The sequence below is a fragment of the Rhizobium sp. Nf11,1 genome, from assembly GCF_050587665.1.
GTDB lineage: Bacteria > Pseudomonadota > Alphaproteobacteria > Rhizobiales > Rhizobiaceae > Rhizobium.
In genome coordinates this window covers 1-20,814 of the sequence record NZ_JBOBHU010000021.1, presented here as the reverse complement: position 1 = coordinate 20,814, position 20,814 = coordinate 1, and the positions used below count along the sequence as shown (strand labels likewise).

General features: G+C 61.1%; 20 protein-coding genes. 16 read left to right on the top strand and 4 right to left on the bottom strand.

Annotated elements, in window-relative coordinates; translation table 11 throughout:
- Positions 1-232 precede the first annotated feature (232 nt).
- The 6 genes from ACQ7C1_RS24805 (at position 233) to ACQ7C1_RS24780 (ending at position 4,359) form a co-directional block, all read left to right on the top strand.
- Positions 233-1,114, top strand: coding sequence for a peptidylprolyl isomerase (locus ACQ7C1_RS24805; protein WP_085780207.1), 882 nt, complete (start codon positions 233-235; stop codon positions 1,112-1,114).
- A gap of 113 nt (positions 1,115-1,227) precedes the next feature.
- Positions 1,228-2,469, top strand: a complete 1,242-nt coding sequence (gene argJ, locus ACQ7C1_RS24800; RefSeq protein WP_430960255.1) for a bifunctional glutamate N-acetyltransferase/amino-acid acetyltransferase ArgJ — start codon at positions 1,228-1,230, stop codon at positions 2,467-2,469.
- Complete coding sequence (locus ACQ7C1_RS24795; RefSeq protein ID WP_085779609.1) at positions 2,450-3,256, top strand: GNAT family N-acetyltransferase; 807 nt, start codon at positions 2,450-2,452, stop codon at positions 3,254-3,256. Before argJ ends, ACQ7C1_RS24795 begins: the two co-directional genes overlap by 20 nt.
- The gene (gene mutT, locus ACQ7C1_RS24790) at positions 3,253-3,666 is read left to right on the top strand and encodes an 8-oxo-dGTP diphosphatase MutT (RefSeq protein ID WP_085779608.1); all 414 of its coding nucleotides are present in this window, start codon (positions 3,253-3,255) and stop codon (positions 3,664-3,666) included. The genes ACQ7C1_RS24795 and mutT overlap by 4 nt, the downstream gene beginning before the upstream one ends.
- A gap of 126 nt (positions 3,667-3,792) precedes the next feature.
- Positions 3,793-4,110, top strand: a complete 318-nt coding sequence (locus ACQ7C1_RS24785; RefSeq protein ID WP_064697586.1) for a hypothetical protein — start codon at positions 3,793-3,795, stop codon at positions 4,108-4,110.
- A gap of 81 nt (positions 4,111-4,191) precedes the next feature.
- Entirely contained in the window at positions 4,192-4,359 is a 168-nt protein-coding gene (locus ACQ7C1_RS24780) for a Flp family type IVb pilin (protein WP_430960171.1), read from the top strand.
- Positions 4,360-4,374: 15 nt separating this feature from the next.
- Here the strand turns inward: ACQ7C1_RS24780 and ACQ7C1_RS24775 are convergent, their stop codons facing one another.
- Positions 4,375-5,259: a methyltransferase domain-containing protein gene (locus tag ACQ7C1_RS24775; protein ID WP_430960170.1), complete on the bottom strand. Its 885-nt coding sequence runs from the start codon at positions 5,257-5,259 to the stop codon at positions 4,375-4,377.
- Between the two features lie 77 nt (positions 5,260-5,336).
- Here ACQ7C1_RS24775 and ACQ7C1_RS24770 point away from each other — a divergent pair, with 77 nt between their 5' ends.
- Genes ACQ7C1_RS24770 through ACQ7C1_RS24755 form a run of 4 tightly spaced genes read left to right on the top strand, consistent with a single transcriptional unit; the run spans position 5,337 to position 7,696 of the window.
- Positions 5,337-6,113 carry a ComF family protein gene (locus tag ACQ7C1_RS24770; protein ID WP_430960169.1) on the top strand — a complete coding sequence of 259 codons (777 nt, stop codon included), beginning with the start codon at positions 5,337-5,339 and terminating at the stop codon, positions 6,111-6,113.
- A gap of 32 nt (positions 6,114-6,145) precedes the next feature.
- Entirely contained in the window at positions 6,146-6,403 is a 258-nt protein-coding gene (grxC, locus tag ACQ7C1_RS24765) for a glutaredoxin 3 (protein ID WP_085779605.1), read from the top strand.
- A 10-nt stretch (positions 6,404-6,413) separates the two neighbouring features.
- On the top strand, positions 6,414-7,271 hold the full coding sequence (locus tag ACQ7C1_RS24760; RefSeq protein WP_430960168.1) for a carbon-nitrogen hydrolase family protein: 858 nt from the start codon (positions 6,414-6,416) through the stop codon (positions 7,269-7,271).
- Positions 7,268-7,696 carry a DUF1178 family protein gene (locus tag ACQ7C1_RS24755; protein WP_430960167.1) on the top strand — a complete coding sequence of 143 codons (429 nt, stop codon included), beginning with the start codon at positions 7,268-7,270 and terminating at the stop codon, positions 7,694-7,696. Before ACQ7C1_RS24760 ends, ACQ7C1_RS24755 begins: the two co-directional genes overlap by 4 nt.
- Before the next feature lie 73 nt (positions 7,697-7,769).
- Here ACQ7C1_RS24755 and ubiG read toward each other — a convergent pair whose 3' ends face one another.
- Positions 7,770-8,516, bottom strand: coding sequence for a bifunctional 2-polyprenyl-6-hydroxyphenol methylase/3-demethylubiquinol 3-O-methyltransferase UbiG (ubiG, locus tag ACQ7C1_RS24750; protein ID WP_430960166.1), 747 nt, complete (start codon positions 8,514-8,516; stop codon positions 7,770-7,772).
- Positions 8,517-8,810: 294 nt separating this feature from the next.
- Here ubiG and ACQ7C1_RS24745 point away from each other — a divergent pair, with 294 nt between their 5' ends.
- The 6 genes from ACQ7C1_RS24745 (at position 8,811) to clpB (ending at position 18,330) form a co-directional block, all read left to right on the top strand.
- Positions 8,811-10,085 carry an aspartate kinase gene (locus ACQ7C1_RS24745; RefSeq protein ID WP_011426959.1) on the top strand — a complete coding sequence of 425 codons (1,275 nt, stop codon included), beginning with the start codon at positions 8,811-8,813 and terminating at the stop codon, positions 10,083-10,085.
- An 89-nt stretch (positions 10,086-10,174) separates the two neighbouring features.
- Positions 10,175-12,442: a phosphoenolpyruvate--protein phosphotransferase gene (gene ptsP, locus ACQ7C1_RS24740; protein ID WP_430960165.1), complete on the top strand. Its 2,268-nt coding sequence runs from the start codon at positions 10,175-10,177 to the stop codon at positions 12,440-12,442.
- Between the two features lie 28 nt (positions 12,443-12,470).
- Positions 12,471-13,550: a peptide chain release factor 1 gene (prfA, locus tag ACQ7C1_RS24735; RefSeq protein WP_097601642.1), complete on the top strand. Its 1,080-nt coding sequence runs from the start codon at positions 12,471-12,473 to the stop codon at positions 13,548-13,550.
- Positions 13,547-14,407, top strand: a complete 861-nt coding sequence (gene prmC / locus ACQ7C1_RS24730; protein WP_085779599.1) for a peptide chain release factor N(5)-glutamine methyltransferase — start codon at positions 13,547-13,549, stop codon at positions 14,405-14,407. Before prfA ends, prmC begins: the two co-directional genes overlap by 4 nt.
- Positions 14,408-14,750: 343 nt before the next feature.
- Positions 14,751-15,479: a DUF4167 domain-containing protein gene (locus ACQ7C1_RS24725; RefSeq protein ID WP_430960164.1), complete on the top strand. Its 729-nt coding sequence runs from the start codon at positions 14,751-14,753 to the stop codon at positions 15,477-15,479.
- Between the two features lie 250 nt (positions 15,480-15,729).
- On the top strand, positions 15,730-18,330 hold the full coding sequence (gene clpB, locus ACQ7C1_RS24720; protein ID WP_183705409.1) for an ATP-dependent chaperone ClpB: 2,601 nt from the start codon (positions 15,730-15,732) through the stop codon (positions 18,328-18,330).
- 55 nt (positions 18,331-18,385) lie between these two features.
- Here the strand turns inward: clpB and ACQ7C1_RS24715 are convergent, their stop codons facing one another.
- Entirely contained in the window at positions 18,386-20,326 is a 1,941-nt protein-coding gene (locus ACQ7C1_RS24715; protein ID WP_430960163.1) for a M23 family metallopeptidase, read from the bottom strand.
- Positions 20,327-20,586: 260 nt separating this feature from the next.
- On the bottom strand, positions 20,587-20,814 hold a 228-nt coding region (locus ACQ7C1_RS24710; protein ID WP_430960162.1), incomplete at its 5' end, for a hypothetical protein.

Here is a 20,814-nt window from a genome sequence, read left to right as displayed (position 1 = left end):
CTCAATATTCATCCGCGACGTTTCTTGTCCGTGGCCCAGCCGAAAATCAGGCGCACGCCTTGAAACGCCCGGAAACTGTTCTGGACGCGAGGTTGCGTGACAGATAAGAGGGGGGTCGAATGATGTCAACGGATTTGGCGGATACAGAAAGGCCACAATCCGGTGTTGATGGCTATTTTGAGCTGGAACAGGCGATGCTGAAGCCGGCGATGTAACTGTGAAGGGTTATTTGATGTTGAGCACCAATAAATTCGCCGTGCTGGCGTTTGCAACTTTTGTTGCATTCCAGGCTCCGGCCCATGCAGAGGACGCCGTCGTCGCCATGGTCGGCAATCTGGAGATCCACCAGTCTGAACTCGATCTCGCCGTTGCCAACCTCGATCCGCAGCTGGCGCAGCTTCCCGATGACCAGAAGAAGGTCGCGGCGCTCTCCGCAGCCATCGATGTGAAACTGCTTGCGACCGGCGCCACGACTGAGAAGCTCGACCAGACCGACGAATTCAAGAAGCGCATGCAGTATCTCACCGATCGTGAGCTTCACAACGCCTATTTCAAGAAGCACGTCGTCGACACAGTGACGCCTGACGAAATCAAGGCTCGTTACGACAAGGAAGTCGCAGCCCTGCCGAAGCAGGAAGAAGTCCACGCCCGCCACATCCTGGTCAAGACTGAGGACGAAGCCAAGGACATCATCAAGCAGCTTGACGCCGGCAAGGATTTCGCCGAACTCGCCAAGGAAAAATCCACCGACCCCAACAAGTCGGAAGGTGGCGATCTCGGCTATTTCTCGCGCGGCCGTATGGTGAAGGAATTCGAGGACGCGGCCTTCGCGCTCGAGAAGGGTGCCTATTCGAAAACGCCGGTCAAGACTGATTTCGGCTATCATGTCATCAAGGTCGAGGACAAGCGCGACGCTCCGCCGCCGCCTTTCGATCAGGTGCAGGACCAGGTTCGTCAGCTCGTCATGCGCGACAAGTATCTTGCCCTGCTCAATCAGGCGAAGTCTTCTGCCAAGATCGAGATCTCGGACGAGACTTTGCGCAAGGGTTACGACGAGGCCAACAAGCAGCCGGAGCCGGGCAGCGAGCCCGCCCAGCCGGCGCCGAAGCAGTAAATATTCGCATAGGGCCCGGTTCTTCCGGGCCCTTCCTTATCGTTGTTGTCGCATTTCCGGCCGGCGAGCCGGTTCTTTCAGTCGCCGGGAAATGCTCATTGGCAGGTTTCATCATGTCCGGTTCCGTTTCGCCGCTCGCCCCGAAATCCTTCGTTCCGATGCCTTCGCTGCGCGGCGTGCGCATGGCGACGGCTTCGGCCGGCATCAAGTACAAGAACCGCACCGACGTGCTGATGATGGTCTTCGATAAGCCGGCATCGGTCGCGGGCGTCTTCACCCGTTCCAAATGCCCCTCCGCGCCAGTCGATTTCTGCCGTGCGAACCTGCCCCACGGCACTGCGCGCGCCGTCGTCGTCAATTCCGGCAATGCCAATGCCTTTACCGGCATGAAGGGCCGTCAGGCGACCGCGCTGACGGCGAAGTCGGCTGCTGCGGCCGTCGGCTGCGGCGAAAACGAGATCTATCTGGCATCGACCGGCGTCATCGGTGAGCCGCTCGATGCCACCAAATTCGCTGGCGTTCTTGACAGGATGCAGGCCGAGGCGATCGGCGATTTCTGGTTCGAAGCCGCCAAGGCGATCATGACGACCGATACCTATCCGAAAGTTTCGACCCGCAGCGCCGAGATCGGCGGCGTGGCCGTGACGATCAACGGCATTGCCAAAGGCGCAGGCATGATTGCGCCCGACATGGCGACTATGCTCTCCTTCGTCGTCACCGATGCCGATATCGCCTCCGAAGCGCTACAGGCGCTTCTGTCCGACGGCGTCGGGCCGACCTTCAATTCCATGACCGTCGACAGCGACACGTCCACCTCCGATACGCTGATGCTGTTTGCGACGGGGGCTGCGGCCGAGGACGGCCAGGCCCACATCGAACGCGCCGACGATCCGCGCCTAGCAGCTTTCCGCGCCGCCCTGAACGAAGTGCTGAAGGACCTGTCGCTGCAGGTTGTGCGCGACGGCGAAGGCGCCACCAAGATGCTCGAAATCACTGTAACGGGCGCCGAGAGCGATGCCGCCGCCAAGCGCATTGCGCTGTCGATCGCCAATTCGCCGCTGGTCAAGACGGCGGCCGCCGGCGAAGACGCCAATTGGGGCCGTATTGTCATGGCCGTCGGCAAAGCCGGGGAGATGGCGGATCGTGACCGGCTCGCCATCTGGTTCGGTGATATCAGGGTCGCCGTCAACGGCGAGCGTGACCCGGATTATTCCGAGGCAGCCGCCTCGAATGTGATGAAAGCGCAGGACATCCCCGTTAAAGTCGATATCGGCCTCGGTACGGGGTCGGCAACCGTCTGGACCTGCGACCTCACCAAGGAATATGTTGCAATCAATGGCGACTATCGGAGCTGATCGTCCATTGGGCCAGGCATCCATATCTTCAAAGAATTTGCCGCTGGTCCGCAGGCTGGAGGCCGTCGGCTTTCGCGCCTGGCCGGCGGCGTCTGTGCAATATGACGGCAGCTGGCAGGTGCGGCTGACGGCGGGCCACCCCTCCAACCGGCTGAATTCCATTGTGCCGCTCGACCCCTCGGACCATCGCGATGTCGAGATCCGTCTGGAAAAGGCGAGCCGGAAGTTCGAGGCCTATGGCCGCGCCGCCGTGGTCCGTCAGACACCGCTCGCCTCGCCGGTGCTGATCGAGCTTCTCAGCGCCCGGAACTGGACACGGTTCGACGAGACCGTGGTGATGACCTGCGATCTCACCGAGGCCGAGCTGCCGGACACTCTCGATCATCTTCCGACCCACGATGTCGGTCGTTTCGTCGATGCCAACCTGGCGGTCGACGGGGCGCCAGTGAGCCTGAAACCGGCGCTTGCCGAAATCATTTCGGCGATCAAGCCGCCGTCGGGGCTTTTCCTCATCGAGAATGCCGTGGAGGGACCGCTCGCGACCGTGCTCTGCGTCCAGGATAACGATCTTGCCGGCATCATGTCGCTTTCGGTCTGCGAAACGCGACGGCGCGAAGGGCTCGGCACCGAAATCTTGACGTCAGCGCTACGCTGGGCGCGCATGCGTAGCGCCCGTTCGGCCTGGCTGCAGGTCAAGCTTTCCAATCGCCCGGCCATCGCGCTTTACGAGCGCCTCGGGTTTCGCGACGCCTATCATTACTGCTATTGGCAGCGAGGGTCGCGATGAGCGAGGCAGGCCGAAAGATATTGCTGGTCGCCGCCTGTGCGCTGATCGATGCCGACGGGCGTATCCTATTGGCACAGCGTCCTGAGGGAAAGTCGCTGGCGGGGCTCTGGGAGTTTCCCGGAGGGAAAGTCGAGCCCGGCGAGACTCCGGAGGAGACGCTGGTGCGCGAGCTCGAGGAGGAGCTTGGTGTCAAGACCAAGATCGCCTGCCTGGCGCCGCTCACCTTTGCCAGCCATTCCTACGAGACGTTCCACCTGCTGATGCCGCTTTATATCTGCCGGCGCTATGAGGGGATTGCCCAGGGCCGCGAGGGGCAGGCTCTGAAATGGGTGCGTGCGCAGGCGCTACGGGATTACCCGATGCCGCCGGCCGATGAGCCGCTGATCCCGATGTTGCAGGATTTACTTTAGCATTGGCTGATTATTGTCTCGCCGCGGCATTTTCGGCTGTGGATATTAATGGATCGTTTAACACCTTCTGCCAAAGATCGGCCTCAATCAAGCATCTGGCGTGCGTGTATTAAAAGGCTTGACGTCATGGACGATGATTTCTGGAAAGCTGTCCGGGAAAAGGAACGGGCTTCGTCTGCCTCGCGCAGGACGGGTGCGCTCAATATCGCCCTTCTGTTCGGCACGGCGGTGGTCGCGTTGACGTTGATTCTGACGCCCATGCTTGCGGATTCCTCGAAGAAAAGCGTCTTTGCGAGCGCACCTGTCGATTTCGATACGATCACGACCGGATCGATTCCGAAGAACGAAAGCGGCAAGCACTATACGATTCGTCGTAGCGTCCTTCAGGACACGCCCGGCTCAGTCTGCGTCGTCCAAGGCTACGGCGTCGGCGCCGGTTGCTGAAGCCGGACGCTGGAATGACGGCCATCGCTCGGTGGCTGTGGAATTGATCGTTGCAGGCGGCTCACGCAGAAGGTTGGGGTAATGCGTCTTTGGAAAGCATTTCTTGGAGATGACATCGGTGCAACGGCGGTGGAATACGGCCTGATCGCCGCCATCATTTGCACGGCACTTGTCTCCGGTCTCGGCATCTTCACCGGCAGCCTGCAGAACGTCTTCAACGTGGTCAGCAACAATATCACCGTCAATTGAAGAAGCTGCGGACGATCACTGCTTGAGCCTGTGTTCGTCCACTTTCAGCGCGTCGGCAAGGCGTGCTTTGGCCGAGCCCGGCTGGAGCGGCTTCTGTTGGCTCTCGTGCGGAGCCCATCCGGAGACATAGATGATCGAGAATGTCGCGCGAATGCGTCCGTCGGGATCGGAATATCGTTCGGCGTAGATCTCTGCGGCGCGCAGGAAGAAGGCGCGCGTCAGCGGCATGCGGCTGCGGGCTGCAAGCGGATTGCTCATGCCCATCGCCCTGAGATCGCGCATCAGCGGAAAGAGCGAGTCATATCGGACCGTATAGTTCTCAGCGTCGATCACCGGAAGGGTGAAGCCGGCGCGCTGCATCAGACTGCCGATATCGCGCACATCGGCGAAAGGAATGACGCGCGGGCTTGCGCCGCCCGTCATCTCGACCTCGGCTGCCAAAAGCACTTCACGCAGTTCCTGCAGCGTGCCGGCGCCGGGAATGGCCGCCAGGAACAGGCCGTCCGGCTTCAGGGCACGACGAATCTGGATGAAAACGCCGGGCGTATCGTTGGTCAGATGAAGGTTGAGCGGCGCGAGGATGAGATTGACCGATTGCGGCGCAAGCGGCACCTCCTCGAGCGGCGCCTCGATCAAGGTTTCGACAGGGACCGCATAGGCCCTTTCGCTCTCGACACGGATCATCGCGCCGATCTTGCCCGTCGCCAGCGCCGCGCGGGCGGCTGCACCGGTCGTGCCATGCAATTCAACGGCGGTGTCGAAGCGCCGCTCGACGACATCAAGCCTCTCGGCCATTTCCTGGGCCGCGATGTCGAGCAGGAAAGCGGCTTTCAGGTCGTTGTTAACAAGCGCGCGATGGCGATGTGCGGCGATCAGGGCTCTGTCGAAGATCGTTTCCATGGGAATGTCCATAGTCCCGGCTCGCTGAAGCGGCAAGGCGATTTTCCTTTCGAAGAGAACAGGCTAGTCTCGACCTTATGAAACGGATCCAACCCGAATGTCCGGCAGAATTGCTCCGGGCGCATCTCCTGCGACCGTTTTCGGCGCTCGCCGATTTTCTCTATCCGCCCGCCTGTTCCGTCTGCGGCATTTCGACCGGCGACCATCGCGGACTGTGTGCGAAATGCTGGTCCGGCATCCGATTCATCGAGCGGCCCTATTGCGAAGTGCTCGGCATTCCCTTCTCGCATGATCTCGGCGTCGGCATCCTCAGCGCCGAGGCGATCGCCAATCCGCCGCCTTTCGACCGGTTGCGGTCAGCGGCGACGCACGATCATGCCATCCGAGATCTCGTTCACGGTTTGAAATATCGCGATCGTACCGATCTGGCGCCGATGATGGCCGGCTGGATGCTGCGCGCCTCCGACGGCGCGGTGGAAAGCTGCGATGCGCTGATCCCGGTGCCGTTGCACCGCACCCGCATGCTGGCTCGTAAGTTCAACCAGGCTGCCGAACTTGCCCGCCATATGGCGAGCCTATCGGGCAAGCCGCTGCTTGCCGCAACGCTCATCCGCGTCAAGCGCACCAGTCAGCAGGTCGGCCTCGGCGCCAAGGCGCGCGAGGACAATGTCAGGGGCGCTTTCGCGATTGCCAAAGGCTGCGAGAACGACGTTTTCGGCAAGCGTATTGTGCTTGTCGACGACGTCTATACGACCGGGGCGACGGTCGCCGCCGCCAGCCGGACGCTGCGCAAAGCGGGTGCGGCCGAGATAACGGTTTTGACCTTTGCAAGGGCTCTCTCCGAGCCTATATGACAGAAAATACCCGGCATTCGTCTGGAGATATCATGGTACCCGTCACGATCTATACACGGCAGTTCTGCGGCTATTGCAGCCGCGCCAAATCCCTTCTCGAACAGAAGGGTGTCGACTACGTCGAGCACGACGCGACTTATTCGCCGGATCTTCGCCAGGAGATGATCGGCAAGGCGAACGGGCGCACGACATTTCCGCAGATCTTCATCGGCACCAAACATGTCGGCGGCTGCGACGACCTCTTCGCGCTCGACCGGGCCGGCAAGCTCGATCCGATGCTGGCGGCCTGAGGACGAACCGATGAGCTTCAAGGCCGCCGCCGTCCAGATGTGCTCCGGGGTCGATCCGGAAAAGAACGCCGCAGCGATGGCGCGGCTGGTGCGCGAGGCTGCCGCTCAAGGCGCGACCTATGTGCAGACGCCCGAAATGACCGGAATGTTGCAGCGTGATCGGGCGGCGGCACGCGCCGTGCTTGCCGACGAGACGCGCGATATCATCGTCAAGACCGGTTCGGCGCTTGCAGCGGAACTTGGCATCTACATGCATGTCGGATCGACGCCGATCGCGCTTGCCGACGGCAAGATTGCCAACCGCGGGTTCTTGTTCGGTCCCGATGGGCGGATTCTCAATCGTTATGACAAGATCCACATGTTCGACGTCGATCTCGACAATGGCGAAAGCTGGCGCGAAAGTGCGGCCTATACGGCCGGCTCGGAAGCGCGCGTCCTGTCGCTGCCCTTCGCAGAAATGGGCTTCGCCATTTGCTATGACGTTCGATTTCCGGCGCTCTTCCGTGCGCAGGCGATCGCCGGTGCCGAGGTTATGACGGTTCCCGCCGCGTTCACCAGGCAGACCGGTGAGGCGCATTGGGAAATCCTGCTGAGGGCACGCGCGATCGAGAACGGCGTCTTCGTCATTGCTGCTGCGCAAGCCGGCCGCCACGAGGACGGACGCGAGACTTTTGGCAATTCGATGATTATCGATCCTTGGGGAACGGTATTGGTGTCCGCCGGCGCGACCGGCGAGGCGATCATCCTCGCCGAGATCGATCCCGGCGCGGTCAAGGCCGCCCGTGACAAGATCCCGAACCTGAGGAATGGCCGGGAATTCTCGGTCGAGAAGATCGCGGGGGCAGTCGCAGGAGGCGTCGCCGCTTGATCCGCTATTCCCTTACCTGTGACAATGCCCATGAGTTCGAAGGCTGGTTTTCGGAAAGCGCCGATTTCGACCGCCAGGTCGCCAGCGGCTTTCTGACCTGCCCGGTCTGCCATTCCGCCGCCGTCTCCAAGCTCCTGATGGCGCCTTCGGTGTCGACCGCGCGCAAGAAGGACGAGCGGCAGACGCTGGCGATGGACGCCATGCGCCGCGAGGCCCTGGAAAAGCTGAAAGAGGCGGTCGCGGCCGTCAAGGCCAATTCCGAGGATGTCGGTGCGAAGTTCCCTGAGGAAGCCCGCAAGATCCACTATGGCGAGACGGATGCCCGCGGCATCATCGGCCAGGCGACGGTCGACGAGGCCCAGGCGCTCGTCGAAGAGGGCATTGAGATCGCCGCCATTCCAGTGCTGCCGGAGGACGTAAACTAAGATGCAGTCAGTGCACCCGGCCTTCTTGGCGGGAGCATCCGCTAAAGTGTAGCCGGCTTATTACCTCCGGGAATTATGCCGGACGCTTCGCCAGCAACATATAGTTCACATCCATATCTCGGGACAGATTCCACTGGTTCGACAGCGGGTTGAAGAAGACGCCGGTGCGGTCGGTGATCTCGAGACCGCTTGCCGCGAGCGGCTTTTCCAATTCTTCGGGGCGCACCAGCTTTTCATATTGATGCGTCCCGCGCGGCAGCCAGCGCAAGATGTTCTCGGCGGCGAAGATGGCAAGGGCCGCCGCCTTCATTGTGCGGTTGATGGTGGCGACGAAGATCAGGCCGCCGGGGCGGACCATTTTCGCGCAGGTCGTCATGAAGAGTTCGACGTCGGCGACGTGTTCGACCACTTCCATGTTCAAGACGATATCGAAGGTCTCGCCGGCATCTGCAAGCTCCTCGGCAGTGACGGCGCGATAGTCCACAGGGACGCCGGACGCCTTAGCGTGGGTCGAAGCAATGCCGATGTTCTTCTCGGAAGGATCGGCGCCGACGACGGAGGCGCCCATGCGCGCGACGGGCTCAGACAGGAGGCCGCCGCCGCAGCCGATATCGAGCACGCGCAGACCTTCGAGCGGCCGGGCGCTTTTCGGATCACGTCCGAAATTCTCGCAGGCCTTGTCTCTTATATAGGCGAGGCGAACGGGATTGAACTTGTGCAGTGGCTTGAACTTGCCGGTCGGGCTCCACCATTCCGCCGCCATCGCCGAGAAGCGGTCCACTTCGCCCTGGTCGATCGTGCTTCTGGCGGTTTCCGTCATGGTGTTCTCCATCGTTCATGTCATGTGAAGTCGGACGATCGGGGGCATAAGTCAAGGGGCGGCGCATAAGGGAGGGGCGAGCGTGCAAATGGCCGGTAATTGCTTTTATCGTGTACGCTTGCCTCCCCCCGCCAAACTCGCTAAGAGACGCCGCAACTTGGGGCCTTCAGGGGCCTGGGCTTTAGAGCGGTTCCAGAAATGGAAGCCCGGCTCTTTCGCCAAGCGGTTCGCCCCAGAGCTTTCGTGATGCCGGGTCGGGTTTCCGCTGTCCGGCGCCAGTCGTGGTAGAGGCATATGGCACGCATCGTAATGAAATTCGGCGGCACGTCCGTCGCTGACCTGGACCGCATCAAGAATGTTGCCCGCCACGTGAAACGCGAAGTCGATGCCGGCCACGAGGTCGCGGTGGTGGTCTCGGCCATGTCCGGCAAGACCAATGAGTTGGTCGGCTGGGTGCAGGGTACGCCGAAGGTCATCGGCGCCAATTCGCCATTTTACGATGCACGGGAATATGATGCCGTCGTCGCCTCCGGCGAGCAGGTGACCTCGGGGCTGTTGGCGATTGCATTGCAGGCCATGGATATTAATGCGCGGTCCTGGCAGGGATGGCAGATTCCGATCCGCACGGACAATGCGCATGGCGCTGCCCGGATTCTGGAAATCGACGGCTCCGACATCATCAAACGCATGGGCGAGGGACAGGTCGCCGTCATCGCCGGCTTCCAGGGGCTGGGACCCGACAACCGCATCGCCACTCTGGGACGCGGCGGATCGGACACGTCGGCCGTCGCCATTGCCGCGGCTGTCAAAGCGGATCGCTGCGATATCTATACTGATGTGGACGGGGTCTATACGACCGATCCGCGTATCGTGCCGCAGGCGCGCAGGCTGAAGAAGATCGCCTTCGAGGAAATGCTCGAAATGGCCTCGCTCGGCGCCAAGGTGCTGCAGGTGCGCTCGGTCGAGCTTGCCATGGTGCACAAGGTGCGTACCTTTGTGCGATCGTCTTTCGAAGATCCCGATGCTCCGGGCATGGGCGATCTGTTGAACCCGCCCGGAACGCTGATTTGTGACGAGGATGAAATCGTGGAACAGGAAGTAGTCACCGGCATCGCCTATGCCAAGGATGAGGCTCAGATCTCGCTTCGCCGTCTTGCCGACCGGCCGGGCGTCTCCGCCGCGATCTTCGGGCCGCTTGCCGAATCCCATATCAATGTCGACATGATCGTCCAGAATATCTCCGAGGACGGATCGAAGACCGACATGACCTTCACCGTGCCGTCAGGCGACGTCGAGAAGGCGATCAAGGTGCTCGGCGACCATAAGGAGAAGATCGGTTACGATGTCGTGCAGAACGAATCGGGGCTGGTGAAAGTCTCGGTCATCGGAATCGGCATGCGCAGCCATGCGGGTGTTGCTGCCACCGCGTTTCGTGCACTTGCCGAAAAAGGCATCAACATCAAGGCGATCACCACCTCCGAGATCAAGATTTCCATCCTGATCGACGGTCCCTATGCAGAACTCGCTGTCAGGACTTTGCATTCCTGCTACGGTCTGGATAAGAATTGATTCCCAGTGGGCGGCCTGCCCCTTCAGGTTGAGTAGACGAGGGCCGGCCTGCCGGGACTGAGTGCGTTGTTTCGGGAGCTTGAGACGCCATGAGAGACCTTTCCGGCGGTCCGCGCGTGCTGCTCAGGCGGCTGCGCGAGTTGATGGCAGAGCCGCTGGAGCCGCAGGATCGTCTTGACCGGATCGTCCGCCAGATTGCCAGCAACATGGTGGCGGAAGTCTGCTCCGTCTACGTGCTGCGCGCCGACGGTGTGCTCGAACTCTATGCGACCGAAGGCCTGAACCGAGAGGCGGTGCACCTGGCGCAGCTGAAGATGGGACAGGGCCTGGTCGGCACGATTGCGGCCTCGGCGCAGCCGCTGAACCTTTCCGACGCGCAGTCGCATCCGGCCTTCCGTTACCTGCCGGAGACGGGCGAAGAAATCTACCATTCCTTCCTCGGTGTGCCGATCCTCAGGACCGGGCGCTCGCTTGGCGTTCTCGTCGTGCAGAACAAGGCGAGCCGCAACTATCGCGACGAGGAAGTGGAAGCGCTCGAAACGACGGCGATGGTGCTTGCCGAGATGATCGCCACCGGCGAGCTCAAGAAGATCACCAAGCCCGGCCTCGAACTCGATCTGACACGCTCGGTGACGATCGACGGCGACACCTATAATGACGGCATCGGCCTCGGCTATGTCGTCTTGCACGAGCCGCGCATCGTCGTCACCAACCTGCTGAACGAGGATACGGAGAAGGAGATCCGGCGGCTGGCGGAGGCCATGGGGTCGCTGAGGATCTCGATTGACGACATGCTGTCGCGCCGTGACGTGTCGATGGAGGGCGAGCATCGCGAGGTGCTCGAAACCTATCGTATGTTCGCGCATGACCAGGGCTGGGTGCGCAAGCTCGAGGAGGCGATCCGCAACGGCCTGACGGCCGAAGCGGCGGTCGAAAAGGTGCAGAGCGACACCAAGGCGCGGATGATGCGGTTGACCGACCCTTATCTGCGCGAACGCATGCATGATTTCGAGGATCTGGCGAACCGATTGCTCAGGCAGTTGACGGGTTATACCGGGCGCACGACCGCCGAAGGTTTTCCCAATGACGCGATTATCCTGGCGCGGGCCATGGGAGCGGCCGAGCTGCTCGATTATCCCCGCGCCAATGTGCGCGGACTGGTGCTGGAAGAAGGGGCGGTGACAAGCCATGTGGTGATCGTCGCCCGCGCCATGGGCATTCCCGTCATCGGCCAGGCGGCGGGCGTTGTGGCGCTCGCCGAGAATGGCGATGCCGTGATCATCGACGCCGACGAAGGGCATGTGCATCTTCGCCCGATGGCCGATCACCGGCGCTCCTATGAAGAAAAGGTGCGCTTCCGCGCGAGGCGGCAGGAGCAGTTCCGGGCGTTGCGCGCCATCGAGCCGGTCACCAAGGACGGCCAGCGGATTTCGCTGATGATGAATGCCGGCCTGCTGGTCGACCTGCCGCAGCTCTCGGAATCGGGTGCGGAGGGTATCGGTCTCTTCCGCACCGAGCTGCAGTTCATGATCGCTTCGACCATGCCGAAGGCGGAAGAGCAGGAGCAGTTCTACCGTAATGTGATCAAACAGGCGGCAGGCCGCGTGGTCACCTTCCGCACGCTCGATATCGGCGGCGACAAGGTGGTGCCTTATTTCCGAGGCCATGAGGAAGAAAATCCCGCGCTCGGCTGGCGCGCGATCCGGCTGTCGCTCGACCGGCCGGGATTGTTGCGCACCCAGCTGCGCGCCCTGCTGAAGGCATCGGCCGGCACCGAGCTGAAGCTGATGGTGCCGATGGTGACCGAGGTTTCCGAGTTGAAGATTGTGCGCGAGCTCCTGCAGAAGGAAGTGCAGCATCTATCGCGCTTCGGGCATGGGCTGCCGCGCAAGCTGCAATTCGGAGCGATGCTGGAGGTACCCGCGCTGCTCTGGCAGCTTGACGAACTGATGGAGGCGGTCGATTTCGTCTCGGTCGGTTCCAACGACCTCTTCCAGTTTTCTATGGCGGTCGATCGTGGCAATGCGCGGGTGTCGGATCGCTTCGACCCTCTTGGCAAGCCTTTCCTGCGGATCCTCCGCGATATCGTGCGTGGGGCGGATCGGAACAAGACGCCCGTGACGCTTTGCGGGGAGCTTGCCGGCAAGCCACTTTCGGCAATGGCGCTGCTTGGCGTCGGCTTTCGCTCGATCTCGATGTCGCCGGCCTCGATTGGTCCGGTAAAGGCAATGCTGCTCGGGCTTGATGTCGGGGCATTGGCGAAGGCGATGGACGAAGTGCTGGACGATCATCGCAGCACGGTGCCGATGCGCGAGGTGCTTGCCCGCTTCGCCGAGAGCCACAATATTCCCCTTTAGAGAAATATAAGAAGAATCGGAGTGCAGGGTGGCGAAGCTTCCCGTTGAAAAGATGCGCGAGCTGGAACGCCGTTTCGGCGAGATCGAAGCGCGCATGTCGGCCGGTCCAGCCGCCGATGTTTATGTGAAGCTTGCATCCGAATATTCCGAGCTGCAGCCTGTCGTGACGAAGATCCGCGCCTATGAAAAGGCTGTCGCCGAGCTTGCCGATCTCGAAACGCTGCTCGAGGACAAATCGGTCGATCGTGAGATGCGAGACCTCGCCGAACTCGAACTGCCCGAGGTGAAGGAGCGGATCGAGGCGCTGGAGCAGGAGATGCAAATTCTGCTTCTGCCGAAAGATGCGGCCGACGAGAAAAGCGCAATCCTCGAAATCCGCGCCGGCACCGGCGGCTCGGAAGCAGCACTTTTCGCCGGTGATCTCTTTCGCATGTACGAGCGTTTCGCCTCCGAGAAGGGCTGGAAAGTCGAAGTGCTCTCGGCAAGCGAGGGCGAAGCCGGCGGCTATAAGGAAATCATTGCGACGATCACCGGAAGGGGCGTCTTCGCTAAGCTGAAATTCGAATCTGGCGTGCACCGCGTGCAGCGCGTGCCGGAGACCGAGGCGGGCGGGCGCATTCACACGTCGGCCGCAACGGTGGCGGTGCTGCCGGAGGCTGAGGAGATCGACATCGAGATCCGGCCGGAAGACATCCGCATCGACACCATGCGCTCTTCGGGAGCCGGCGGCCAGCACGTCAATACCACGGACTCGGCAGTGCGCATCACCCACCTGCCGACAGGCATCGTCGTCACCAGCTCGGAAAAATCGCAGCATCAGAACCGCGCCAAGGCGATGCAGGTGCTGCGCTCCAGGCTTTACGACGCCGAGCGGCAGCGCGCCGACAGCGAGCGCTCGGCCGATCGCAAGAGCCAGGTCGGCTCCGGTGATCGTTCCGAACGCATCCGTACCTACAATTTCCCTCAGGGGCGCGTCACGGACCATCGCATCAATCTGACGCTTTACAAGCTCGACCGGATGATGGAAGGCGAGATCGAGGAGGTCGTCGACGCGCTGATGGCCGACTACCAGGCAAGCCAGCTGGCGCAGCTCGGCGAACAGCAGTGAGCGCTACGGTCGCCGATACGCTTGCCGAAGCGCGCCGTCGTTTCACCGAGGCGGGTATTGTCGATCCGGCGACCGATGCGCGGCTGCTTGTCGCAGGTCTTTTGAAGCTGTCGTCGACGGAGCTGTTGACGCGGTCGGCTGAGAGGCTTTCACCTGAGCAGATTGATGTGATTTTCAAGGCGGTGGAACGCCGGCTCGGCCATGAGCCGGTGCATCGTATTCTGGGCGAGCGGGAATTTTATGGTCTGCCGCTTGGCTTGTCGGCGGAAACTCTGGAGCCGCGTCCGGATACGGAAATCCTGGTCGATACGGTGCTTCCTTATCTGAAGGACCTTGCAATGGCGCAACGCCATCTCCATATTCTTGATATCGGAACCGGGACTGGGGCGATATGCCTTGCGCTTTTGAGCGAATGTCCCGAGGCGTCAGGTATCGGCAGCGACATATCGTCGGATGCACTTCGGACGGCAAAGTCAAACGCAGAAAGAAATGGGTTGCAGGATCGCTTTCAGGCCGTGCAGTCGAGATGGTTCGAGAACATCCAGGGCTCGTTTCACGCGATTGTCTCAAATCCGCCCTATATTGCCTCCAATGTCATTCACGATCTCGCTCCTGAAGTGACGAAATTTGATCCGGTTGCAGCGCTGGATGGCGGCCCGGATGGGCTTGACGCTTACAAAGCCATAGCCAAGGATGCGGCAAGGTTCATGAGGCCCGAAGGGGTCGTGGGACTGGAAATCGGCTACGATCAGCGAAACGATGTGACGGCGATCTTCGAAGCGGAAGGCTTCAGGTGCCTCAAATCCGTGAAAGATTATGGTCAGAACGACAGGGCGCTCGTTTTCGCGCTCGCGTAAAAGGCGATAATTGCGGCATTGGGCGGGACATTATTGCTATTGCGAAGAAAAGGCTTGGATTTCCCAGGGAAGCAATATAGGTTGCGGACACGTGTTGGGCAGATAGGAATGAACGAGATTCGTTCGGTACTTGGTTTGCCTCGGGGGTCCGCTCTTTTAAACGAGAGTTTCAACGGTTGAACACGACCCAACGCGTGAATCAGTCAAACTGACTTGAGAACCAAGCGGCAGGTCGGCGCAAAGGCGCAGTATGCTCGCGGCACAAAGGTCCTGACCCGGTTTTCCGGTCATGGCGGTTGGTGCCATGTATCCATCACAAACAGAGAATTCAGGTGAACGATCTATGAGGCCAGGACAGCAAAACAAGCGCGGTCGAGGGCGTGGTAACAACAATAACAATGGCGGCGGCGGAAATAACAATAACAACAATTTCAACCGCAAGGGCGGCAACCCGCTGACCCGGACCTATGACAGCTCCGGCCCCGATGTGAAGATTCGCGGTACTGCACAGCATATCGCGGAGAAATATGCGCAGCTTGCCCGTGATGCCCAGAGCTCCGGCGACCGTGTGATAGCCGAGAATTATCTTCAGCACGCCGAGCATTACAATCGGATCATTGCCAGCGCTCAGGCGCAGATGCAGGAGCGGTTCCAGCGCGACGACCGCAGCGACTACAATGACCGCGACGCGACGGATCGCGACAGCGACGACATCGATGTCAGCGACAACGATGGCGACGATGTCGTCGTCGTCCAGCCGCCGCAGAGCAGACAGCATCAGCCGCAGGCGCAGACAAAGCCCGCGCCGGCACCAGTTGCGGCGCCTGCCTCGGCACCCCAGCCCGAAATCATCGACGGAACCGGCCCACAGCCGGAGATCGAAGGCATTCCCGCCGAGGTCGCCATGGATGAGGAAGGCTCTGCCGGCCAGTCACGCGAACGCCAGCCCCGTCGTCGTAGCCCCGGCAATCGTCCCCGTCGCCCGCGTCGCGGCGCAGACGGCGATGCAGCCTCCGAAGGCGAGGGTGCTTCCGCCGAGGCACCGGTTCTGGCGGATGCCGCATCGGAATAAGGGATCTGGCTCCTTTCGGGGAGAGCCGGGTACTTATGCCATCTGTTCGAATTTCCTTGAAAATCCCCGGCCTTCGTACCGGGGATTTTCGTCTTATGGGCTCTTTAAACTCCCGGAACAGCGTACCATATTCTCTTCGACTGCTTCGCCCAAATCCCAGACGGGCCAAGCGCGACCTGCCTTTTCAGGGGGTCGATCTCAATCATCGGTCTGCGCCTCGTAAGGGCAGGGCGATCAATGGAGGTAGAATATGAATATCGAGAAATATTCCGAGCGGGTGCGCGGTTTCATCCAGTCGGCCCAGACCTATGCGCTGGCGCAGGGGCATCAGCAATTTTCACCCGAGCATGTGCTCAAAGTGCTGCTCGACGACGATCAGGGCATGGCCGCGTCGCTGATCGAGCGTGCCGGCGGTGATGTCAAGGCTGCTCGCCTCGCCAATGACGCGGCTCTTGCCAAGTTGCCGAAGATATCAGGCGGCAACGGCAACATCTACTTAGCGCAGCCGCTCGCCAAGGTGCTTTCGACCGCGGAAGAGGCGGCCAAGAAAGCCGGCGACAGTTTCGTCACGGTCGAACGTCTGCTGCAGGCGCTGGCGATCGAGACCTCGGCTTCGACTTATTCGACGCTGAAGAATGCGGGAGTGACGGCTCAAGGCCTCAACCAGGTCATCAACGATATCCGCAAGGGCCGGACGGCGGACTCGGCCAGTGCCGAGCAGGGCTTCGATTCACTCAAGAAGTTCGCCCGCGACCTCACTGGCGAGGCCCGCGAGGGCAAGCTCGATCCGGTGATCGGCCGTGACGATGAGATCCGCCGCACCATCCAGGTCCTGTCGCGCCGCACCAAGAACAATCCGGTGCTGATCGGCGAGCCGGGCGTCGGAAAGACCGCGATCGTCGAAGGTCTGGCTCTGCGCATCGTCAACGGTGACGTGCCGGAATCGCTCAAGGACAAGAAGCTGATGGCGCTCGACATGGGCGCGCTGATTGCCGGCGCAAAATACCGCGGCGAATTCGAAGAGCGGCTGAAGGCCGTGCTCAATGAAGTGCAGGCGGAAAACGGCGAGATCATCCTGTTCATCGACGAAATGCACACGCTGGTCGGTGCCGGCAAAGCGGACGGGGCGATGGATGCCTCGAACCTTCTGAAGCCCGCCCTTGCCCGCGGCGAGCTGCATTGCGTCGGCGCGACAACGCTCGACGAGTATCGCAAACATGTCGAGAAGGATCCGGCGCTTGCGCGCCGCTTCCAGCCCGTCGTCGTCGACGAACCGACGGTCGAAGACACGATCTCGATTCTGCGCGGCCTCAAGGAGAAATACGAGCAACATCACAAGGTGCGCATCGCCGATGCGGCGCTGGTCGCCGCCGCGACGCTGTCCCACCGCTATATCACGGATCGCTTTTTGCCCGACAAGGCGATCGATCTGATGGATGAGGCAGCGGCGCGACTGCGCATGCAGGTGGATTCCAAGCCGGAAGAACTCGATGAACTCGACCGCCGGATCATTCAGATGAAGATCGAGCGCGAGGCGCTGAAGAAGGAAACCGACGTTGCTTCCGCCGACCGGCTGAAGCGGCTTGAGACCGAACTCACCGCGCTTGAAGAGGAGGCCGATGCGCTTACGGCCCGCTGGCAGGCGGAAAAGCAGAAGCTCGGCCTTGCCGCCGATCTCAAGAAGCAGCTCGACGATGCCCGCAACGAACTGGCGATCGCCCAGCGCAAGGGCGAGTTCCAGCGCGCCGGCGAACTGACCTACGGCGTCATTCCGGATCTCGAAAAGCAACTGGTCGAAGCTGAGAAGCAGGACGGCGAGCGCGGCGCGATGGTGCAGGAGGTCGTCAGCCCCGACAATATCGCCCATGTCGTTTCCCGCTGGACCGGCATCCCGGTCGACAAGATGCTTGAAGGCGAACGTGACAAGCTGCTTCGGATGGAAGACGAGCTGGCAAAATCGGTGATCGGCCAGGGCGATGCGGTTCAGGCCGTGTCGCGCGCCGTCCGCCGCGCCCGCGCCGGCCTGCAAGATCCGAACCGGCCTATCGGCTCGTTCATCTTCCTCGGCCCGACCGGCGTCGGCAAGACGGAGCTCACCAAGGCGCTCGCCCGCTTCCTCTTCGATGACGAAACGGCGATGGTGCGCATGGACATGTCGGAATACATGGAGAAACACTCCGTCGCCCGACTGATCGGTGCACCTCCCGGCTACGTCGGCTATGACGAAGGCGGAGCGCTGACGGAAGCCGTACGCCGACGGCCGTATCAGGTCGTGCTGTTCGACGAGATCGAGAAGGCACATCCCGACGTCTTCAACATCCTGCTGCAGGTGCTTGACGACGGACGGCTGACAGACGGCCAGGGCCGGACAGTCGATTTCCGCAATACGATGATCATCATGACCTCGAACCTCGGAGCCGAATATCTGACGCAGCTCCGGGACGGCGACGATAGCGATACGGTTCGCGAGCAGGTGATGGATGTCGTGCGTGGGCATTTCCGGCCGGAATTCCTGAACCGCATCGATGAGATCATTCTCTTCCACCGCCTGAAACGCGAGGAGATGGGTGCGATCGTCGACATTCAGCTGAAGCGGCTGGTGGCATTGCTGTCCGAACGCAAGATCGTCATCGACCTTGACGAGGACGCTCGTCACTGGCTGGCGAACAAGGGTTACGATCCGATTTACGGCGCAAGGCCGCTGAAGCGGGTTATCCAGAAGTTCGTGCAGGACCCGTTGGCCGAGCAGATCCTGTCGGGCCAGGTGCCGGACGGATCGACTGTCAAGGTGACGAACGGCTCGGACCGGCTGCAGTTCAGCACGCGGCAGACGGTCAGCGCTGCGGCTTAATTTAGTTTGCTTCGGAATGAGAAATGGCGGCTTCGGCCGCCATTTCGTTTAGAGATTACTTGCTCGCCACCTGCTCCGGCGTCGGGTTGTTCAGCAGCGTATCGATACGCTTTCGCTCGTCTTCGAATTTCGCCAGCGCCTCGCCCTGTAGCGATTTCCCGCCCGGAAGGCGGATGCGCAACGGATCGACCTTGGTGCCGTTGACGATCAGCTCGTAATGCAGGTGCGGGCCGGTTGATTCTCCCGTGGTGCCGACCCAGCCGATCACCTGGCCCTGACGTATTTTCGCGCCGGGAACGACGCCTTTGGCGATGGCGCTCTGGTGATTGTAGGAGGATTCGTAGCCATTGGCATGGCGGATGATCGTCTGATTGCCGTATCCGCCGGAATCCCAACCGGCTTTTTCGACTGTGCCATTGCCGGCGGCGATGATCGCGGTGCCACGTGGCGCGGCCCAATCGACGCCTGTATGCATTCGGGCGAAACCGAGGATCGGGTGGCGGCGCATGCCGAAGCCGGATTTGAAAATGCCGTTCGGAACCGGGTTGCGCAACAGGAACTGGCGAATGCTCTTGCCGTTCTCGTCGAAGTAATCGACCGTCCCGTCATCGGGATCCTGGAAGCGATAGAAGCGCGTTTGCGTATCGCCAAAACGAGCATTGACGTAGAGCAGTTCGGAATCCTCGGTCGCCTGGCCGCTGCTGTCGGCGACGGAGAAGAAAGCCTCCAGCTTATCGGTCGGTCTCAGCTGCGCCTGGAAATCGACGTTGCTTGCGAGCAACTTGATGATCAGCGCGGTCATATCCTTGGTCATGCCGTAGGAAAGGGCGGCACGATAGATTCCGTCATAGACGCGCGGCAGGTTCTGTCCAGGCGGCGGAGCGAATGTATTGTCATCGAAGGCCGTGGCGATCGCATCCAGCATCGGCGGCTCGCTGCCCGGCACATACTTGCCCTTGTCGTCCAGGGCCACGGTGACCAGATGGCGGGTGCCGCGGTAGACGCTGGCGCGGATGATCTTTGCCTGTTCGCCCTTCTGGATAATGCCGATGCGCAGCACGTCGCCCTTTTCGAGATCGCTGGCGCCGAGTTGCTGCGAGATATAATTGGCAATGCCATCGGCATATTGCTGTGGATAGCCTGAATCCGCAAGGGCCTTGGCGATCGATGTATCCGCGCGCACCGGAAGGATGTCGTCGGCGAATTCTTCGGTCTGCGGCGTGATCGATTCCGGCGCAGAAACCGTCATGTTCTGCTCGAGCACGCGGGCGGACAGGCCCGCGGTCAAATCGACATCGGTTTCCTCGTTGGAGAAACGACGCGGATCGACGTAATAAAGGGCCGCAAGCTGCGTATTGCCGTCGGTGAGCACGGAGCCGTTGGAGCGGACGTTTTCCTCGACCTCCTCGAGCGACAGGCCGGAGGCCATTTTCATACTGGTCTTGGCGGTCGGGAAGGGAACGGTCTTCAGACTGACTTCGGATTCAACGTCGGAGCCATAGAGTGCGCCGGTGCGGCTCTGCGGGGCGGGCTGCGGTTCGTCCGCGGAAAATATCGCCAGGGGATCGAAATCGGGGTAGTCCTCGGTCGCCACATGGTTGGCGGCCAGCGTCATCTTCACATGCGCGAAGGGCTGGCGGCGCACGACCTCCTTCTCGCCGTCGTGGACAACGGTCGATACTTCCATGATCGCCCGGTCCGAAGGTTTTGCGGCGATGGCGGGCGCGATCAGCCGACCGCCACGGACGACGCTCGTGTCCACATGCGCCTCTGCGACGGCACTCGCATAGGCCTCGGCAGGAATCGCAAGCTGCTGGCGGCCATCAAGTGCGGCAAAAAGGGCGACGCCCATCAGGACAGAGGAGGTGATGCCGGTGAGGAACGTGCCCGACAGCCAGCGCAGGGACACTTCTCGCTTGTCAGGCGCACGCCTGCCGTCAGCCAGAAGCGGAGGCTCGTTGCCCAACGAGCGGATCATCATTTTCTCCGTCATCATGGCAGTCGGGTCCGCGTCCTTACATTTGACGTCTCTGGAAGCATGTCTCGGCCATCCTGGCTGGGGCGAAAGATGTGCATATTTTGGGCACCGAAGTCAAATCGTGCACTGGAAAGGCAGCCTATCTGCATTTTGCCTGTGTGAATCATGTGTCCGTAAAGACCAGCAGATTGTGATCATGTCGGGGCGCGACAGACGAAAGGGCGCTCTTTCCACGAAAAGCCGACGAATGTTCACTTCTCCGGCTCGGTGGAGACAGCTCAGAAACCGGAAAATGACCGCACCGACGGGCTCCACAGAAACTTCTTCCGAAAAAACAATGGCTTGAAAGAAAAATGATTTTTTTCGAAAAGCGCTGTTGACTTAGAAAAGGGGTTAGCTCTATAAGCCCACTCACTGACGAGGGCGGCGGCGCTGCTGGCGACGAAGTCTCTCGTTCTTAAGAAACTCAAGCGGATTGGCGGATTGCTGGTTTGTTGCTTCGGGCC